This window comes from Paenibacillus sp. FSL P4-0338 (assembly GCF_038002365.1).
GTDB lineage: Bacteria > Bacillota > Bacilli > Paenibacillales > Paenibacillaceae > Paenibacillus_AQ.
This window is the reverse complement of sequence record NZ_JBBOCG010000001.1, coordinates 3,402,534-3,419,969: the sequence shown is the minus strand read 5'-3', so window position 1 is coordinate 3,419,969 and position 17,436 is coordinate 3,402,534. Positions and strand designations below refer to the sequence as shown.

Annotated in this window: 16 protein-coding genes and 1 other RNA gene; 14 read left to right on the top strand and 3 right to left on the bottom strand. The window is 54.3% G+C overall.

Annotation, left to right across the window (positions count from 1 at the left end):
- The first annotated feature begins 77 nt into the window (after positions 1–77).
- From MKZ07_RS15115 to rnpB, 7 genes are all read left to right on the top strand, one after another.
- Positions 78–527 (top strand): YaiI/YqxD family protein, encoded by a 450-nt coding sequence (locus tag MKZ07_RS15115; RefSeq protein WP_235218323.1) that lies wholly within the window; start codon positions 78–80, stop codon positions 525–527.
- A 25-nt stretch (positions 528–552) separates the two neighbouring features.
- Positions 553–2,388: a DNA primase gene (gene dnaG, locus MKZ07_RS15110; protein WP_372238047.1), complete on the top strand. Its 1,836-nt coding sequence runs from the start codon at positions 553–555 to the stop codon at positions 2,386–2,388.
- 40 nt (positions 2,389–2,428) lie between these two features.
- Positions 2,429–3,562 (top strand): RNA polymerase sigma factor RpoD, encoded by a 1,134-nt coding sequence (gene rpoD / locus MKZ07_RS15105; RefSeq protein ID WP_036690273.1) that lies wholly within the window; start codon positions 2,429–2,431, stop codon positions 3,560–3,562.
- Positions 3,563–3,701: 139 nt separating this feature from the next.
- Positions 3,702–4,526 carry a hypothetical protein gene (locus MKZ07_RS15100; protein ID WP_036690271.1) on the top strand — a complete coding sequence of 275 codons (825 nt, stop codon included), beginning with the start codon at positions 3,702–3,704 and terminating at the stop codon, positions 4,524–4,526.
- Positions 4,523–5,302, top strand: coding sequence for a tRNA (adenine(22)-N(1))-methyltransferase (locus MKZ07_RS15095; protein WP_076154228.1), 780 nt, complete (start codon positions 4,523–4,525; stop codon positions 5,300–5,302). The genes MKZ07_RS15100 and MKZ07_RS15095 overlap by 4 nt, the downstream gene beginning before the upstream one ends.
- A complete protein-coding gene (locus tag MKZ07_RS15090) occupies positions 5,278–6,393 on the top strand; it encodes a Nif3-like dinuclear metal center hexameric protein (RefSeq protein ID WP_341026381.1) in 1,116 nt (371 codons plus the stop codon). Before MKZ07_RS15095 ends, MKZ07_RS15090 begins: the two co-directional genes overlap by 25 nt.
- Before the next feature lie 63 nt (positions 6,394–6,456).
- Positions 6,457–6,874: RNase P RNA component class A (gene rnpB / locus MKZ07_RS15085), an RNA gene on the top strand.
- Positions 6,875–6,982: 108 nt separating this feature from the next.
- Here rnpB and MKZ07_RS15080 read toward each other — a convergent pair.
- On the bottom strand, positions 6,983–8,197 hold the full coding sequence (locus MKZ07_RS15080) for an aminotransferase-like domain-containing protein (RefSeq protein ID WP_341026379.1): 1,215 nt from the start codon (positions 8,195–8,197) through the stop codon (positions 6,983–6,985).
- A 96-nt stretch (positions 8,198–8,293) separates the two neighbouring features.
- On the opposite strand from MKZ07_RS15080, the gene pdxR reads away from it, so the two are divergent.
- Positions 8,294–9,733 carry a MocR-like pyridoxine biosynthesis transcription factor PdxR gene (pdxR, locus tag MKZ07_RS15075; RefSeq protein ID WP_036690265.1) on the top strand — a complete coding sequence of 480 codons (1,440 nt, stop codon included), beginning with the start codon at positions 8,294–8,296 and terminating at the stop codon, positions 9,731–9,733.
- Positions 9,734–9,737: 4 nt separating this feature from the next.
- On the opposite strand, the gene MKZ07_RS15070 is transcribed toward pdxR, so the two are convergent.
- Positions 9,738–11,609 (bottom strand): S8 family peptidase, encoded by a 1,872-nt coding sequence (locus tag MKZ07_RS15070; protein ID WP_036690263.1) that lies wholly within the window; start codon positions 11,607–11,609, stop codon positions 9,738–9,740.
- A 288-nt stretch (positions 11,610–11,897) separates the two neighbouring features.
- Here MKZ07_RS15070 and MKZ07_RS15065 point away from each other — a divergent pair, with 288 nt between their 5' ends.
- The 6 genes from MKZ07_RS15065 (at position 11,898) to thiI (ending at position 16,625) form a co-directional block, all read left to right on the top strand.
- Positions 11,898–12,395 (top strand): YpuI family protein, encoded by a 498-nt coding sequence (locus MKZ07_RS15065; RefSeq protein WP_036690261.1) that lies wholly within the window; start codon positions 11,898–11,900, stop codon positions 12,393–12,395.
- 153 nt (positions 12,396–12,548) lie between these two features.
- Positions 12,549–12,770 carry a DUF1540 domain-containing protein gene (locus MKZ07_RS15060; RefSeq protein WP_036690260.1) on the top strand — a complete coding sequence of 74 codons (222 nt, stop codon included), beginning with the start codon at positions 12,549–12,551 and terminating at the stop codon, positions 12,768–12,770.
- 13 nt (positions 12,771–12,783) lie between these two features.
- The gene (locus MKZ07_RS15055; protein ID WP_051493115.1) at positions 12,784–13,194 is read left to right on the top strand and encodes a hypothetical protein; all 411 of its coding nucleotides are present in this window, start codon (positions 12,784–12,786) and stop codon (positions 13,192–13,194) included.
- A gap of 155 nt (positions 13,195–13,349) precedes the next feature.
- Positions 13,350–14,060, top strand: a complete 711-nt coding sequence (locus MKZ07_RS15050) for a lytic transglycosylase domain-containing protein (RefSeq protein ID WP_036690258.1) — start codon at positions 13,350–13,352, stop codon at positions 14,058–14,060.
- A 114-nt stretch (positions 14,061–14,174) separates the two neighbouring features.
- The gene (locus tag MKZ07_RS15045) at positions 14,175–15,326 is read left to right on the top strand and encodes a cysteine desulfurase family protein (protein WP_341026375.1); all 1,152 of its coding nucleotides are present in this window, start codon (positions 14,175–14,177) and stop codon (positions 15,324–15,326) included.
- A gap of 57 nt (positions 15,327–15,383) precedes the next feature.
- Entirely contained in the window at positions 15,384–16,625 is a 1,242-nt protein-coding gene (gene thiI / locus MKZ07_RS15040; RefSeq protein WP_036690349.1) for a tRNA uracil 4-sulfurtransferase ThiI, read from the top strand.
- Here thiI and MKZ07_RS15035 read toward each other — a convergent pair.
- Complete coding sequence (locus MKZ07_RS15035) at positions 16,607–17,296, bottom strand: TerC family protein (RefSeq protein WP_036690254.1); 690 nt, start codon at positions 17,294–17,296, stop codon at positions 16,607–16,609. The two genes, thiI and MKZ07_RS15035, sit on opposite strands and share 19 nt — an antisense overlap.
- Positions 17,297–17,436: the final 140 nt, after the last annotated feature.

Sequence of the window (17,436 nt, the reverse complement as noted above, 5' to 3'; positions counted from 1 at the left end):
TTTGACCATAGGGAGCGTAATATATATTACACAGGAATTTGGTGAGGCTGAACTTGGGAACTTCCCGGCTAAGGAAGATTGTTGTGGACGGTGATGCTTGTCCGGTTAAGCAGGAGATTATTACCGTGGCGCGCAGGTTCGGGCTTCCGGTGCTGATGGTCTCTTCCTATGATCATGTGCTGCGGGCGGAAGAAGGCGTTACGGTGGTTCAGGTGGACCGCGGGGCAGACAGTGCCGACCTCTATATCGCCAATCATATTTCTGCAGGAGATGTCGTAATTACGCAGGATTATGGACTGGCGGCGCTGGCGCTGGGCAAACGCTGCCTTGCTCTTTCGAACCGGGGCCAGGAATATGAGAATTCTACCATGGATTTTATGCTGGAGAGCAGGCATGCCAAGGCGGTTGAACGCAGGCGCGGGAACTATTCCAAGGGTCCCAAAGCGATTACCGCAGAGGAAAAAAATCTTTTTCAACATAAACTGACAAAACTTTTAACAATTTTGCAGGAGAATGTCCAGCTATAGCGAATTATATTTAACTGTATAAGAGATGAAGGTGGCTAATGTGGCTAGCGGACATGGTCCTATTCCCGAAGAGGTTATCGAGAACGTGCTGGCGCGGCATGATATTGTCGATACAGTCAGCAAGGTTGTCCATTTGTCCAAGCAGGGTAAATATTTATGGGGCCTCTGCCCGTTCCATTCGGAGAAGTCCCCTTCCTTCACTGTAACCCCTGACCGGGGAGTCTTTCATTGTTTTGGCTGCGGTATGGGCGGAAATGCCATCAAATTCAGGATGGAAATCGAAGGATTATCCTTCCCCGAAGCAGTCAGAATCATGGCGGAAGAGAGTGATATCCCTGTTCCTGAGGGGAGAGGCGGGGCGCTGGCTGCCCCCGATCCTGAGCGGGACCGGCTGATTCAGGCGTATGAATTATCGGCGAAGTTTTATCATTTTTTGCTGAAGAACACGGAATACGGCACTGCCGCCATGGATTACTTAAGAACCCGGGGGTTCAGCGACAAAATGATTGACCAGTTCCAGATCGGCTACGCGCCGGACCGCTGGGATACGCTGCTGCAGTTTCTGGAGAAGCGCAGCTTCGATCTCGCCGAGATGGAGAAGGGCGGACTATTGTCTGCCAGAGGGGAAGGCAAAGGATATCTGGACCGCTTCCGCGGCCGGGTTATTTTTCCGATTGCGAACCGCATGGGTAAGACGATCGCCTTCGCCGGACGCATTCTCGGGGAGGGGCAGCCGAAGTATTTGAACTCTCCCGAGAGCCGGTTATTCAACAAAAGCCGTATTCTGTACAATCTGCACCAGTCCAAAGCATCCATCCGCAAAACGCGGCAAATCGTCCTGTTCGAGGGATACGGTGATGTCATTTCGGCGTGGGAGGCAGGTGTACAGAACGGGGTAGCCACGATGGGAACCTCGCTCACTGAGGGTCATGTGGCCCTGATGAAGAGCCTTGGAGATGAGATCGTGCTTGCCTATGATGGAGATAAGGCTGGACAAGCTGCCGCCCTTAAGGCCATTCCTATCCTGGAAGCCAGCGGACTGCGGGTCAAGGTAGCACTGCTTCCAAGCGGCCTCGACCCGGATGAATTCATCTCCCGGCATGGCGGGGACAGATTCAGGGAACAGGTGATTGACTCTGCTGTGTCTTCCATCAAATTTAAGCTTATATATCTGAAAAAAAACCATATACTCCTAGAGGAAGACGGCAAAATTGCCTATGTCAAGGAGGCTCTGGAGATTATCGCCGGGCTCCCTTCTTCAACGGAGCGGGAGGTATACTTGCGGGAAATCGCCTCCGAGCTTGAGCTGTCCTATGACAGTCTGAAGCAGGATTGCAATTTACTTCGTGCCTCCATGCAAAAAAACAACCCCGAAGGGGATAATAACGACAATAGGTGGAATAATGGTAGGCATAAAAAAGGGCAAGTGCAGACACCTACGTTGCTGCCTGCTTACCATGTTGCGGAACGGCGCCTGTTATCCTTAATGATTCAAGACCCGGAAGCAGCAGCCTATGTGGGTGAACGGCTCGGGGAAGAGTTCAATATTGATGATCATGCGGCAATCGCCGCTTATCTATATGCTTATTATGCGCAAGGCAAACCACCCGGCATCAGCCGGTTTCTATCATCGCTTCAGGACGACCGTCTGGAGAAGACCGCAACGGCCATCTCCATGATGGATACCCCTCCGGACTGGAATACGCAGGTTCTGGACGATTGTATTCGTGAAGTGCGGAAGTATCCTCTGCAGCGCAAAATTGAACCCAAGCGTGAAGAGATGATTCAGGCGGAGAAATCCGGTGACTTTTTGCGTGCAGCACAAATAGCAAGTGAAATTTTAGCCCTAGAGAGACAATGAGCTGTTGACAGGATGTACCTAGGGAGGAGGGAGTCGAATTATGGCGAACGATCAGCACACTGAACTGGAAGCGGAATTTACTCTGGATCAGGTTAAGGATCAGCTTATTGATCACGGGAAGAAAAGATCATCACTTAATTACAAAGATATCATGGAGAAATTGTCGCCATTCGATCAGGACCCCGAGCAGATGGAGGAATTCTACGAGCAGCTGAGCGATCTGGGGATCGAGGTTGTCAATGAGAACGATGAAGAGGTGAACAGCCTTCGTCCAAGCGAAGACAATGAGGACAAAGAAGGTGACGACTTCAGCTTTGACGATGATCTGTCGCTGCCTCCGGGTATCAAGATTAACGACCCCGTCCGGATGTACTTGAAGGAAATCGGCCGCGTGCCGCTGTTATCGGCTGACGATGAAGTAGAACTGGCGATGCGAATCAAGAATGGTGATGAGGAAGCGAAGCGGAGACTGGCAGAAGCGAACCTGCGGCTCGTGGTCAGTATCGCCAAGCGTTATGTCGGACGCGGCATGCTGTTCCTGGATCTGATTCAGGAAGGTAACATGGGTCTGATCAAAGCGGTTGAGAAGTTTGACCATAACAAAGGCTTCAAGTTCAGTACCTATGCGACCTGGTGGATTCGTCAGGCGATTACGCGTGCGATTGCCGACCAGGCCCGTACGATCCGTATTCCGGTGCATATGGTCGAAACCATCAACAAGCTGATCCGGGTCTCCCGTCAACTCTTGCAGGAGCTGGGACGCGAGCCATCGCCGGAAGAGATTGCAGCGGAGATGGAGCTTACCGTTGAGAAGGTTAGAGAGATCATGAAGATTGCCCAGGAACCGGTATCGCTGGAAACACCAATCGGTGAGGAAGATGATTCGCATCTGGGAGATTTCATTGAGGACCAGGAGGCGCTGGCGCCTGCCGATGCAGCGGCGTATGAGCTGCTGAAGGAACAGCTGGAGGATGTGCTGGACACGCTGACTGAGCGTGAAGAGAATGTGCTCCGCCTGCGCTTCGGACTGGATGACGGACGGACGAGAACCCTTGAGGAAGTGGGCAAGGTGTTCGGCGTAACCCGCGAGCGGATTCGCCAGATCGAAGCCAAAGCGCTTCGTAAGCTGCGTCACCCTAGCCGCAGTAAGCGGCTGAAGGATTTCCTCGAATAGACCTTACAACCGGGACCTTCTGCTGCACGGTGGCAGGAGGTCCTATTATGTTGTCAAGGGGATTCACCAATGCTGTAGCCCCGACATGTGCGGGAGCTTGTAATGAAGTGAAGGCAAGTTCTGGAAAGAGGGATGCCGGTTGAACCTGGAGAAACGTGATACTATATTAAGAGAAATTCAATATTGGAGAAGAAGCAAGCTTCTGCCGGAGCAATACTGTGACTTCCTGACCAACCTGTATGATGATCAGGCAGAGACGGAGGACAGCAATCCGGTATCGTTACGGAATCTCCAGCAGGGAAGCATCAAAATTTGGCTGTTTGGTTTTGGAATTATTTCCTTGATTTTCTTGATTAGTCTTTATTTTAGCGTTTTTCCCTGGCCTTTGCAACTTGCTACAGCGCTCAGCGTCCTAATTATTTGTTATGGATATTCAGCGATTTACCTGAACCGCAACAAGACAATCAGTCTGATGCTGGCGGGGATCGGCAGCATTTTAACGTTGGGATTCGGATTATGGCTGATTGAGCTGCATAAGCTGAATGCTGATTTTTGGACACCGCTGCTGATTGCGGCCTGCGGGCTGCTGTGGTGTGTGCTTGGTTTTTTTCTGCGTATCGGACTGCTTCATTTCTGCGGATATGCCTTCTGGGCTCTGCTCTATGCAGGCTTCTTCGGACATGTCCGGCCGGACGCCTCTCTGCTGGAGCTGGAGCTGCTCTGGCTTCCGCTGTGTGTGCTTATGATCTGGATGAGCTGGTTGATGTATCACAAGGTTAGCGGGGTCTCAGGGGTGTACCTTGGGGCTGGTGTGGCTCTCTGGCTGATGCCGGAGGTGGACGCGCTATGGCTCAGAGGAGGATTCCCGGAATGGACCTCGCTTATAATAATACTGAAGATTGCAGTGGGCCTTGCGCTGCTGTTCCTCTTCAGAAAAAAATGGATAACGTGGGTGGCCTCATGAACAACGTAAAATTATCAGACCGGCTTCAGCTGCTGCTGGAGCAGGTCCCTGCGGGCAGCAGACTTGCCGATATCGGCTCAGATCATGCTCTGCTGCCAGTTGCCGCTGTGAAGAGCGGCCGTGTGCCTTCGGCTATTGCCGGAGAAGTAAATCCGGGACCCTATGAAGCGGCGCTTCGTGGTGTTGCGGAAGCAGGACTCGGTGCAAAGATCGCGGTACGGCGCGGAGACGGGCTGGAGGTGCTGGAGCCGGGGGAAGCGGACTGTATTACCATTGCCGGAATGGGCGGCTCGCTGATCGCGGCCATTCTGGAACGCGGGCAGAAGGTTGGCAAGCTGGCAGGGGTGAAGACGCTCGCGTTACAGCCCAATGTAGGCGAGGATATTCTGCGCCGCTGGCTGCTGCGGAGCGGCTGGGTGCTGGTCTCGGAGCATATTTTGGAGGAAGACGGCAAAATCTATGAAATCCTGACCGCTGTCCCTGAGGGTGCTGAAGCGGCGGGGACGAATGAAGAGCTGTACAGCGAACGTCTGCTTGCCGGAGGGAAGATGGCTCTTGATCAGGCGCTGCTGCTCGAGATGGGACCGTTGCTGCTGCAAGCGCCAAATGAAGTGTTCGCTGCTAAATGGCAGGGTGAAATCTCCAAGCTGGAGAGCATCCTGGCCTCACTTGCACGTTCGGAGCTGGGGGCGGCTGAGGAGAAGAGCAGCAGAATCAAGCTTCAGATTAAACGGATTGCGGAGGTGCTGGAATGTTTGCCAAAGGACAGACCGTAATTGGATATATGGAGCAGCTTGCCCCAAAGCATCTGGCTGAGGAATGGGATAATGTCGGTCTTCAGGTCGGCAGTCTCCAGAAGGAAATCACCGGGGTGCTGGTGGCACTGGATGTCAATGAGAGCATTGTGGATGAGGCGATTACCAAGGGCTGTAATCTGATTATTGCCCATCATGCGGTGATTTTCCGGCCGATCAAAGGGATCCTGACGGATACCCCGGCAGGCCGCTTATATGAGAAGCTGATCAAAAACGACATTGCCGTGTACATCAGCCATACGAATCTGGATGTGGCCGAAGGTGGAATGAACGACTGGATGGCTGATGCGCTGGGTATTGAGAATGGTGCACCGATCAAGGATATTCATACCGAGCAGCTGTCCAAGCTGGTTGTATTCGTGCCGAAGGATCATCACCAGAAGGTGCTGGATGCCATTCTGAACGCCGGAGCAGGCTGGATCGGCAATTACAGCCATTGCAGCTTCAATATTGAAGGCTATGGCACCTTCATTCCGCAGGAGGGCACGGCCCCGTACATTGGCACGCCAGGCAAGCTGGAGCGGGCTGAAGAAGTCCGCATCGAGACAATTGTGCCCCATACGATCCGTAACAAGGTGGTACAGGCCATGCTGAAGGCTCACCCGTATGAAGAGGTGGCTTATGACCTGTATTCCATGGACCTCAAGGGACGCAGCCTTGGACTTGGAAGAGTGGGGAAGCTGAAGGAGCAGGTGACGCTTGGCGAATTCATCGAGACAGTCAAACGCGGGCTGGATGTGGAGAGCGTGCGGGTGGTTGGAGATCTGGACCGCAAGATCCGCAAGGCGGCAGTCATGGGCGGGTCCGGTGCCAAGTATTACAGCAGCGCTATCTTCAAGGGAGCGGATGTGCTGGTGACCGGCGATATCGATTACCATACGGCACAGGATGCGCACCTCGCAGGAATCGCCTTGATCGATCCGGGCCATAATGCGGAGAAGATCATGAAGGTGAAGGTAGCGGAGTATCTCGCCGGCAAGCTGACGGAGCACAAGTACGGCACGGCAGTGCATGCCTCGCAGCCGGATACCGAGCCTTTTATATTCCTGTAGGCCGTCATTATTTGCACTTGTGCACTAGGCGGCATATCTGTATAATATACAATGTTGTTTCGGAAAGTTTGACAGACAATCGCCGGTATGCGTGAGAGCGCATGCGGGAGGAAAGTCCGGGCTCCACAAGGCAGGGTGCTGGATAACGTCCAGTCGGCGCGAGCTGAAGGATAGTGCCACAGAAATGGACCGCCGATGGCCGCTTTCGGGCGGCACAGGCAAGGATGGAACCGAGGTGTAAGAGACCCCGAGGAACGCTGGTGACTTCGTTCCTGGTAAACCCCATCTGGAGCAAGACCTAATGAGACGCAGCCGCTTCCCTAACCGGAAGCCGCAGCCTTCGCCTGAGGCGTGTCTAGGTTGGTCGCTGGAGCTGTGCAGTAATGTATGGCCTAGATAGATGATTGTCGCTTATGGTGGGAGGGTAGTTCCCGTCTGAACCACAACGAGCACAGAACCCGGCTTACGGCAAACTTTCCTAACTGACAACTTTAATAAGACATTACAGTAATCACAATTTCTGCATAATAAGACGGCGGCCTCCTGAGGGGGGCCGCCTTTTTGTATGAAAACGTAGAGGTGAACTGAATTATAGAGACAACACACGCTCCTCATACCGGGACAGCGCGGTGGTCAAACGCTGCACCGCGAGCGGTAGCAGTTCCGGCCGGGTATGGGTGAAATTCAGGCGCATCGTGTTCTTCATGGGCTGCTCCGAATAGAAAACTTCGCCCGGAACGAAGGCAACCCCTTGCTCCACGGCCAGCGGCAGCAGCTCGGCGGTATGAATCCGGGCCGGCAGGCTGAGCCACAGGAACATGCCGCCGCGCGGCTCCAGGAAGGATGTGTCCTGCCAGCTTTGCGAAGCCAGCTCTGCCGAGAGCAGCTTCATCCGTGACTTGTATTCCCGGGAGACCAGCCGGATATGGGCTTCAAGGTCGAAGGACAGCAGCAGCTCATGCAGGGCGCGCTGATCGATGGTGCTGGAGTGCAAATCGGCGGCTTGCTTGGCTCTGGCGATCATTGTGACCAGCCCGGCGGGGCCAACGATCCAGCCTGTCCGCAGTCCCGGAGCTACGATCTTGGAGAAAGTACCTGTATAGACCACGCAGGTATCCCCGCCCAGATTCCTGTCGATGGCTGCGAGGGCCTTAGGGTAGGCTTCTGGGGATTCATCGAACCTAATCTCTCCGTAAGGATTATCCTCCAGTATCAGCACGCCGTATTTCCGGCATAGCTCCACCACTTGCTCACGGCGTGCCCTGCTCCAGGTTGCGCCTGAAGGATTGTTGAAGGTGGGAACGGCGTATAACAGCTTAGGGCGGTGCACTCGAAGCTGATCTTCGAGATGCTCTGGCAGCAGCCCGTCCTCATCGCTCTTTACAACATGGATGTCTGCACGGTACGAGCCCAGTACCTGCAAGGCGGCCAGATAGGTCGGTGCCTCTACAAGTACGGTGTCTCCCGGATCAAGCAGAATTCTGCATAGCAAATCTATGGCCTGCTGGGAGCCGGTAGTGAGGATCATTTCCTCGGTGGAGACAGGGATGCCCTGTTGCCCCAGTCTGGCGGCAATCTGTTCACGCAGCGGAAGATAGCCTTCTGTCAGTCCATATTGCAGCGCAGAGCTGTCGCCGCTCAGAACGCGGCTGTAAGCCTCCCGGATCGCTTCTGCCGGAAACAGCTCTTCGGCAGGCAGCCCGCCGGCAAGCGAGATGATGTCCTTACCCTGTGTGATCTTAAGGATATCGCGGACTGCGGAGGACCCCAGGTGGTTCGTCATATCCGCATAGTTGATCTTCATATTCATGCTCCCTGCTATTCTGAATTTTGTAGTATCATAACGGTATAGCGGTATAACAGTAAAGCGGTAAATATAACAGTTAGGAGGCGGCAGACCATGCATATTGATTTACTCCGCAGCGGAGACAAATCGCTGCCCCGGCAGATTAGTGAGACGATCGCACAGCGGATCACCTCGGGTCTGCTCCAGCCGGGCACACAGCTGCCGTCCGTTAGAGGTCTGTCTTCCTCCTTGAATGTAAGCCAGGTAACGGTAAGCAAGGCTTATGCTGACCTGGAGCTGCGCGGACATATTCTGTGCAGCCAGGGCAAGGGCTGTTATGTAGCAGAACGGGACCGAAGCAGGCAAGTGGCAGAGGCGGGGTCGGGGTGGCAGGACGGCTATGATGACTATCTGCCAAGGGCCCAGCTATGGCGTAATTTCGATTATTCAGAGGTGGACTATCCCTTTCATCTGGCCTCCATCCACAGCAGTTTGCTCCCACTGGGACCTATTGGCACGACCATGGCAACACTTGTGAAGGAGCAGCCTGAGCTGATGGCCACCTACGGTAATTTTCAAGGAGACCCGGAGCTGCGCGAGGTGATGCGCAGGCACCTGCAGAGCCGGGGAATCCAGCTGGGCGCCAGTGATTTGATGATCACAAGCGGCGCACAGCAGGGGATCGATCTGGTCGCCCGGACCTTTGTCGGTCCGGGGGATACGGTGTATCTGGAGGCACCCAGCTATACTGGGGCGATAGATGTTTTTGCAGGGCGGGGGGCTGAGATGATCTTCGTTCCGATGGACGGGGACGGAATGCGGGTGGACCGGCTTACCGCAATGTGTGACCGGAGGCCGCCTAAGCTCATCTATACCAATCCGACCTTCCAGAATCCGAGCGGGGTCACCATGAGCATGCCAAGAAGACAGCGCCTGCTGGAGCTTGCCCGCAGCTACCGCTGTCTCATTGTGGAGGATGATCCGTTCAGTGACCTGTACTTCCATCAGCCGCCCCCGGCGTCCATTAAATCGCTGGATACCGCCGGACATGTAGTCTACATGAAGAGCTTCAGCAAAGTTCTCGCCCCCGGCTGCCGGATCGCCTGTGTCGCCGCTCAGGGCAATATCCTCTCCCGGCTGATCGCCGCCAAGTCGGCCAGTGATCTGGGCAGTCCGCTGCTGACCCAGCGGGCTGTACTGCCCTTCATCGAGCGCCAGTATGACGAGTACGCAGCGAAGCTGCGGTCAGCGCTGCGTGTCCGCCAGGAGGCGGCAGCGAGGCTGCTGAAGCAGTATGCTCCGGCCGGGGTAACCTGGCAACTGCCGGGGGGAGGGCTGAATCTGTGGCTGCAGCTGCCGGAATCCCCTGCAATTGAGGAGCTCCACACTCTCGCCGAGCAGGAAGGGATCTCCTTCCTGCCGGGCGATGTCTGCTATGCCGGGGATATACCCTCCAGGCATATCCGCTTAAGCTATTCGCAGCTGACGCAGGAGGGGATGGAGCGCGGACTCCGCAAGTTCCTGCTGCTGTTGGAACGGCATCTGCACTCTTAGCAGCTTATTGTATAGAATCCAGCTGTTTGCCGACCTGCTGCGGGAACAGCTGGAGCGGAACCTGGCCTCCTCCTGCGGCCTGCAGGGTACGGTAGATATCCACCTGGCCCCAGCCGTAATACTTATCATGACCAGCGGTGCCCAGATCGATGGCATTAGAGGTCAAGAGCGCGGTCACTTCCTTGTTCGTCAGCGCAGGGTTCAAGGAGCGCACCAGTCCGGCCAGCGCCGCTACATGGGGACTGGCCATCGAGGTGCCGGATAACGCAGCATACTGATTATCGGGATAGGTGCTGGCAATGCTCTCCCCGGGTGCAGCCACATCGATGTAGTCCCCGTAATTGGAGAAGGAAGCACGCTCTCCCGCCGCATTCGTTGCGGCGACTGCAATCACCTCTTCGTAGGCTGCCGGATATCCCGGCCGCTCCGTATTGTCATTGCCGGAAGCGGAGACAATCACCACATCCCGGTCATAGGCATATTTAATTGCATCATGCAGAAACTGCGAGTCGGCATAGTTGCCCAGGCTGAGATTAATCACCTTAGCCCCCTGATCTGCCGCCCAGATAATGCCTTCGGCCACCGAATAGGTGGTGCCTGCCCCGGAATTATCCAGCGCTTTTACCGGAAGGATCTTGTTATACCAGCTGATGCCGGCGACCCCTTCTTCATTATTGGTTAACGCTCCAATTATGCCGGCCACATGGGTGCCATGTCCGACATCGTCGTCCGGCGTGCTGCCGCTCGTAATCGCATTGTAGCCCTTGAGCAGCTGCCCCTTCAGATCCGGGTGGTTCGCTTGAACACCGGTATCCACAACGGCGATTACGATCTCCTTGCTGCCCTTGGACAGATTCCAGCCCTGCGGGGTTTCAATCGCCGGCAGATTCCACTGGTAAGTGGAGAAGAGCAGGTCATTGGGCGTAATTACATTTGCTCCCGGATTTTCGCTGACCGCATCATTGGTTAAGTACATATAGTGAGGCTCTGCGTACAGCGGATGCCACTTATTGGCGAAGTAGGTCTTGAGCTGGGAGTAACTCATCTTGTCCGACCGGAAAATATAAGCATACCCCAGCTTGCGCGGCTCCTTGCAGCGGATATCGGCGGCGATGGTCTGAAGCTGTGCCGCAGTGGGATGTCCGTTCGGGAAGCGGACGACAATCTCATTCTCGTAGTAATGGCTGGCGTTCTCATTGTCATGTCCGGTCTTGACTGTGATGTCCTTCAAGGTATCGGCGTGGACAGATTCTATCCGGTACTTGCCTTCCTTCGGGTACGGAATGAGCCGCAGATTCTTGAGCTGATGCAGTGCAACACGGTCCAGAATCTTCTGGTTAATCAGGGCGATGACAGCCATTTGACCCTCCCGGTTACGCTGGGCTACGAAATAATACTTTTTGTCGCCGATGATGAACGAGGGGGATTCATAGGACTGGTGGCCTTTGATCGCAGATTTGGCGGTGTTCAGATAATGAAGCAGCTGTTTATTCTCCTGATCGGTTCCTTCGGGCAGAGAAGATTTGAAGGTAGTTGTCTTACGGGTGTTGAAATCAACCAGCATCAGCATGGTAATATGCCCGTGCCCCTGTTGAAGGCTCTGCGCATATGCTGAGATAGCTTCAGGCGAAGCGTGATGCATATCGGCCAGCAGGGTGCTCAGATGTCTGTTTACATCGACGCGGTTCAGCTTGTCAGTGGCCGTTACATCCTGCACAAGGGTGGTTTTCTTAATCACTTTTTCCTGAGAGGGATTAGGCACAGATGCTTGCTGAAGGGTACCGCCGCCGCCTTCCGGCCGCAGGGCGAAGGTGAGCAGCAGTACGGTCAGCGCGGCAGTAACTATACCGGCGACGGTTAAATTTTTACGTGACATGATTTCCGCTCCATTCCTCGTGGTTTCATATACCTGTTAGAGTTCGGAGCAGAAGCCGGTTTTATGCATCTTACGAAAAGGCTACCGCCGTCCTTGGTTTTATGTTAATATCAAAAAGAAAGCGCCTTCCGGGGCGTGTACTGCTCTTTCCAGAAGCAGGATTCTTCTCCGCTATCAGTACGGTGGAGGCTTAGGAGATTTTGTGATACTATCAAGAGAGTACAACTGCAATGTCTAAGTGTCATTAACAACTACTAATGCAAGGAACAATAAGGGGGAGCAACCGCCATGTCAGCAGCCAATGTGCAGAAATTGTGTGAATCGACGAGAGAGAAGCTTAAATCCGTTATCGAAAAAATGGAACTGTTCCTGAATGAGCATGCACTGCCGCAGCTTGTTACCGAAGAGGATGAAGAAACGCTGCATTTTTATCGGGGGTTCTTGTCCGATCTCCGCCATCTGCTGGTGTTCTCGGAAATGTCTTATGAGAAGCTTGGGCTTGCACTGCGCCGCGCTACCTTCGATGAACCTTTTGCGCAAAAAGCGCTATATAATGTATATCATCTTGGAGTTAATAACTTCTTCTATCCTAAGAATGAGAGTTATTCGGAGGATGGACGTTACGCCTATACCGGGCAAGATGCGATCCGTTTCCGCAAGAAGCCAGTGCGTCCGGCACGCGATATCATTATGGAGATCACCAAGGTCTATGAGGAACTGCGTGATGATCTGACTTATTATGAGAATGATTATTTGACGGAGAAGCGGATGCAGAATCAGCTGTAATTGATTGTCAGGTCTATAATCTTTTTTCTGTAAAAGGCTGTCCCAACTGCCGACATGGCTGCTTGGGGCGGTCTTTTTGTTATTTCTGGTGAGCAGCCTTCAGCCGCATAGCCAATTTCCCTGGCGGGCATAATACATGGCGAGGTGATCATTATGACAAACGCCAAACCGCTTGTGAAATGTAGTGTGAGCAACTGTCATTTTTGGGGAGAACAGAACCTGTGCCGTGCCGAGGAAATTGTCATTGAGATCGATCAGCATGCAGGCAGCCGTTACATGGAGGAATACGCAGAGGAGATGACGGCGGGTAATCATCATGATCATGCCGGAACCTCGTCCGCAACCTGTTGTCTGACGTTCAAGCCGAACGCCTGAGAAGGAGGCCCTTATGGATAATCCGAATGATGAACCCAAAGTGGACCGTTCCGCCCGCAGAAAGGTAATTTTGCGCCCGCGCAGCAGAGTCGATTACCCCCGCCGGGACAGAAGCCACAATGAGGAGTATGCAGCTGAGCTCAGCCCGCTCCCATCGCAGCTTCAGAGCACGATGGAACGGAGCGGCGAAGCTCAGCGGACGACGGGTGGCGTGAGCGAGGGAGAAGACAAGAGAATCGGCTATATAGGCCTGGGCTTCGGTGTTGTCTCCTTATTCATCTGGTCCATTATATTGGGGCCAATTGCCGCGGTTCTGGGGTATTATGCGTATGCCAGAGGACAAAAATCAGCCGGGGCCTGGTCAATGGGTCTGGGGATTGTATCCACTTTAAGCTATTTTGTCTTAATTCCTTTTGCCCGTTAGAGCCGGCTGAATCCACACATCCGATTTCCAAAACAGGCTATCAGACCTAACTATGCAGGTCTGAGGTCTGTTTTTTCGCTTAGGCATATAGTAATTGCTGATAATAAATAGTAAAGTTCAAATATAAGACTTCGTGTGAAAGAGGGAATGGATGCATGTCAATCAATGCCGCTGGACCAAGCGGTCAGTTGAAATGGGTAGACTTAAGAAGCTCAAGCATGAAGCGTGAGGATACCAAAGCGAACCCCGGAGTGACCGGTTCCTCGGCGGCAGCGTTCACCGCGATGCTTCAGCAGGCGGCGGGGACGTCTCAAACCACTGACAACAGCAATAAAAGCACATACGTTGCTCTTGCAGGTACCTCTTCGATGGATAATCTGCTGTGGCAGCAGCTTGGGGAAGCAGCAGCGTCCAATAGCGGCATTTCCGGGGAAATAACGCAGACCGTGCCGACGGATTATGAACAGCTGATTCAGACTGCCAGCGCGAAATATGGCGTTCCGGTTGATCTGATCAAGGCGGTTATTGATACGGAATCCTCCTTCAATCCGAATGTTGTATCTTCTGCCGGTGCCAAAGGACTGATGCAGTTAATGGACGGAACAGCGAGCGGCCTGGGTGTCTCCGATCCCTTCGATCCTGCCCAGAGCATTGACGGCGGCGTCCGATACCTCTCGTACCAGCTTAAGCGGTATGACGGACAGGAGAAGATGGCGCTGGCCGCCTATAATGCCGGGCCGGGCCGGGTGAACAAGCTTGGAGTCAGCAGCGATGCTGAGCTTATGGCGAACCTCTCTGAGCTTCCGAAGGAGACTCAGGCTTACATTGCCAAAATAGAACGCGCCCGCGCGCAATTCGCGGTATAATATAAGGATCAAACGGAATCTGCACCCTGCTTCTTTTGCGGGTCGGGCCGTTTGATCCTTTTTGCAACATATAAGCAGTTATGAATTCTACTCAACAAAGGAGAAGGCCGATATATGCTGTATTGGGATTACGCCGCTGCTGCCCCTCCCTATGAGGAGGTAGTGCAGACACTGGAGCAGGTGATGAGGAAGCACTTCGCCAACCCCTCTTCCCTGCACCGGGCGGGAGAAGAGGCGGACAAGCTGATTAAGCGGGCGCGCGAGGTGTGTGCAGCTGCGCTTGATGTGCTGCCGCAGGAAATTATATTCACCTCGGGTGCTACCGAGAGCAACAATCTGGCGGTCAAAGGGGCTGCACTGCAGTATCAGAGCAGGGGGCGGCATATTGTGACCACGGAGCTGGAGCATCCTTCCGTCTACGAGAGCTGTCTTCAGCTACAGAAGCTGGGTTGGGAGGTTACCTTCGTAGCTCCTAATCCTCAGGGAGTGGTCGAACCTTCGCGGATTGCCGCTGCGGTCCGGCCGGATACGGTGCTCGTCAGCGTGATGCATGTGAATAATGAGATCGGCACGGTTCAGCCGCTGCGCGAGATCGGACAACAAGTCAAGGCGGTGAACCGCCGGACGTTATTCCATGTTGACGGCGTGCAGGGCTACGGGAAGCTTGAGGTTGAACTTAAGGCCTGGCAGGCAGATATGTACAGCCTGTCTGCACATAAATTACGCGGGCCGCGCGGGACGGGACTTCTCTATGTGAGAGAAGGGGTGACGTTGTTTCCCTTGTTGACTGGCGGTTCCCAGGAACAAGGTAAGCGCGCCGGGACAGAGAATGTGCCGAATATTGTAGCTTCAGCCAAGGCCATGCGGATGAGCGGGGAACAGCGGGAGGCATTCAGCGCCCGGATTCGTCCGCTCAAGGCGCAGCTGGAGAAATATATAGCAGGGATACCGGAGCTTGTACTGAACAGTAGTAGGGACGGGGCGCCGCATATTGTCCACTTCTCTTACCCCGGCATGAAGGGGGAAGTCTTGGCCCGCAGGCTGGAGGAGCTTGGGATGGCGGTCGCCACACGCTCCGCCTGTTCCTCGCGTCTGGCCGAGCCGAGCCGGATTCTGCTGTCGATGGGCAGGGATACCGCTGCTGCGCTTGGCGGCATACGGATCAGCCTGGGGGACAGTCATACGCAGCAGGACGTGAGCCGGCTGGAACAGGCGCTGCTGGCAGCCGTCCAATCCTTGAAGATTGCAGAAGGAGGCATGAAATAACCAATGACAACAAGAGAGACAGGTAGCGGAGCACAGAATGCAGGATACGCAAGCAGCATGGACTATGCCGATATGCTCCTGCTGCGCTTCGGAGAGTTCATCCTGAAAGGAAAGAACCGCAGCCGGTTCGAGAAGACCGTACTGCGGCATGTGAAGGAGATGGTGAAGCCGTATCCGAATGTGAAGCTGACCCGGGAATTCGGGCGGATCTACGTCGAATTGAACGGTGAACCCGCAGGAGAATTAACGGAGGCGCTCGTAAAAGTATTCGGGATCGCCTCGATTAGCCCGGTGAAGGTCTCCCGGCCGGAATTTGAGGATATTCTTGCGGCCAGCCGGACCTTCCTCCACCTTATTGCTCCGGCAGCGGGAACCAGCTTCAAGCTTAGCGCGCGCCGGGTGTGGAAGGGCTTCCCTTACGGCTCTATAGAGATGAATAAGCTTATAGCTACACCGCTGCTGCAGGGCTATCCGGGGCTGCTTGTAGATGTGAAGTCTCCCGATTTGGAGCTGAAGATTGAGATTCGAGAAGGTCATACTCTTATTTTCTGCGAGAATATTGCCGGAGTCGGCGGCTTCCCTCTGGGAACGAACGGCAAAGCTATGCTGCTGCTCTCCGGCGGGATCGACAGTCCGGTGGCTGGCTGGTCATCCATGCGCAGGGGGCTGGAGGTGGAGTGCATCCACTTTTACAGCTATCCTTATACGAGTGAGCTTGCCCGCCAGAAGGTTGTAGATTTGACGCGTATCTTGTCGCGTTATGCCGGTGTAATTAAGCTGCATCTGGTTCCGTTTACGGAGGTGCAGACCTCTTTTACCGGGATCGGGCAGGATAATCTGATTATTACGCTGATGCGCCGGGCTATGCTGCGGATTGCTACCGCCCTTGCGGAGAAGGAGGGGGCGCTTGCGCTGATTACCGGCGACAGTCTGGGCCAGGTGGCCAGCCAGACTCTGCCCAGTATGAATGTGATCGGGCGTGCAACGGCTCTGCCGCTGCTGCGTCCGCTGGTGATGATGGACAAGAGTGAGATCGTGGAGCTCTCGAAGACCATAGGTACGTATGACTTGTCCATTCTGCCATATGAAGATTGCTGTACACTGTTCGTGCCCAAATCGCCGACAACGAATCCGAATATGCGGATTGTAGACAAGATTGAAGCGACGCTGCCAGGCTATCAGGCCTTACTTGATACGGCGGTTGCCGGAACCGAGACCGTACTCATTACACCTTATGGCAACGAGAAGCCGGAGGACTTAGTACCGGCACAGGCAGGCCTTCAGGAAGAGTGGTTCTGAAGAGCGGGGTCCGTCCGGCGGCGCTTCCAGTGTCCCGCAGCCAGGATACCGGCAATTACTGCGGCGATGAACAGAATGTGCAGCAGCGGATGTGCCTTGAAGTAAGGGGCAATAACCTTCTCGCCGGAAATCATAGTGGAGGCTGTGAAGCCGAGTACGCCTGACCCGAGATAGATAATCCATGGATATCTGTTGATTAACCGGATAAACAGGGTACTTCCCCAGACCACAATAGGCACACTGATCAGCAGTCCCAGCACCACTAACGTAATATTATGATTCGCTGCACCGGCAACAGCAATGACGTTGTCCAGTCCCATGGCTGCGTCTGCTATCACAATCGTCCGAACAGCTGCCCACAGAGTTCCGCCGGCCTGAATATCCGTCTCTGCACTGCCGCCGGACAGCAGCTTATAGGCTATAAGGATCAGCAGCAGCCCGCCGATCGCCAGCAGCCATGGAATCTTTAGCAGCCACACCACAAGAATCGTCGCGATGATTCTCAGGATCACTGCACCGCCTGTGCCAAGCAGAATCGCCTGCTTCTGCCGCTTTCCTTGCAGGTTCCGCGCGGCCAGGCCGATGACGATGGCATTGTCGCCCGCCAGAATAAGATCGAGGAACACAATATTTAGCAGAGATAATATGAAATCCGCAGCGGATGTATTCATCCCGGGTCACTCCTATAGGTTTGATAGCTTGCAGTCCTCTTGCAGCCAGTCAGGCCGGAGACTATAGATATACGCTGCAATCAGGCCGTACATGCACAGTTTCTGAAATAGCGGGACAAGAAGCATAGCTTGTCGCCCCC

Excerpts from the sequence above, each read along its gene's own strand:
- dnaG (WP_372238047.1), top strand. The coding sequence starts at position 553 with ATGAAGGTGGCTAATGTGGCTAGCGGACATGGTCCTATTCCCGAAGAG.
- rpoD (WP_036690273.1), top strand. The coding sequence starts at position 2,429 with ATGGCGAACGATCAGCACACTGAACTGGAAGCGGAATTTACTCTGGAT.
- MKZ07_RS15095 (WP_076154228.1), top strand. The coding sequence starts at position 4,523 with ATGAACAACGTAAAATTATCAGACCGGCTTCAGCTGCTGCTGGAGCAG.
- MKZ07_RS15090 (WP_341026381.1), top strand. The coding sequence starts at position 5,278 with ATGTTTGCCAAAGGACAGACCGTAATTGGATATATGGAGCAGCTTGCC.
- MKZ07_RS15080 (WP_341026379.1), bottom strand. The coding sequence starts at position 8,197 with ATGAAGATCAACTATGCGGATATGACGAACCACCTGGGGTCCTCCGCA.
- pdxR (WP_036690265.1), top strand. The coding sequence starts at position 8,294 with ATGCATATTGATTTACTCCGCAGCGGAGACAAATCGCTGCCCCGGCAG.
- MKZ07_RS15070 (WP_036690263.1), bottom strand. The coding sequence starts at position 11,609 with ATGTCACGTAAAAATTTAACCGTCGCCGGTATAGTTACTGCCGCGCTG.
- MKZ07_RS15065 (WP_036690261.1), top strand. The coding sequence starts at position 11,898 with ATGTCAGCAGCCAATGTGCAGAAATTGTGTGAATCGACGAGAGAGAAG.
- MKZ07_RS15060 (WP_036690260.1), top strand. The coding sequence starts at position 12,549 with ATGACAAACGCCAAACCGCTTGTGAAATGTAGTGTGAGCAACTGTCAT.
- MKZ07_RS15055 (WP_051493115.1), top strand. The coding sequence starts at position 12,784 with ATGGATAATCCGAATGATGAACCCAAAGTGGACCGTTCCGCCCGCAGA.
- MKZ07_RS15050 (WP_036690258.1), top strand. The coding sequence starts at position 13,350 with ATGTCAATCAATGCCGCTGGACCAAGCGGTCAGTTGAAATGGGTAGAC.
- MKZ07_RS15045 (WP_341026375.1), top strand. The coding sequence starts at position 14,175 with ATGCTGTATTGGGATTACGCCGCTGCTGCCCCTCCCTATGAGGAGGTA.
- thiI (WP_036690349.1), top strand. The coding sequence starts at position 15,384 with ATGGACTATGCCGATATGCTCCTGCTGCGCTTCGGAGAGTTCATCCTG.
- MKZ07_RS15035 (WP_036690254.1), bottom strand. The coding sequence starts at position 17,296 with ATGAATACATCCGCTGCGGATTTCATATTATCTCTGCTAAATATTGTG.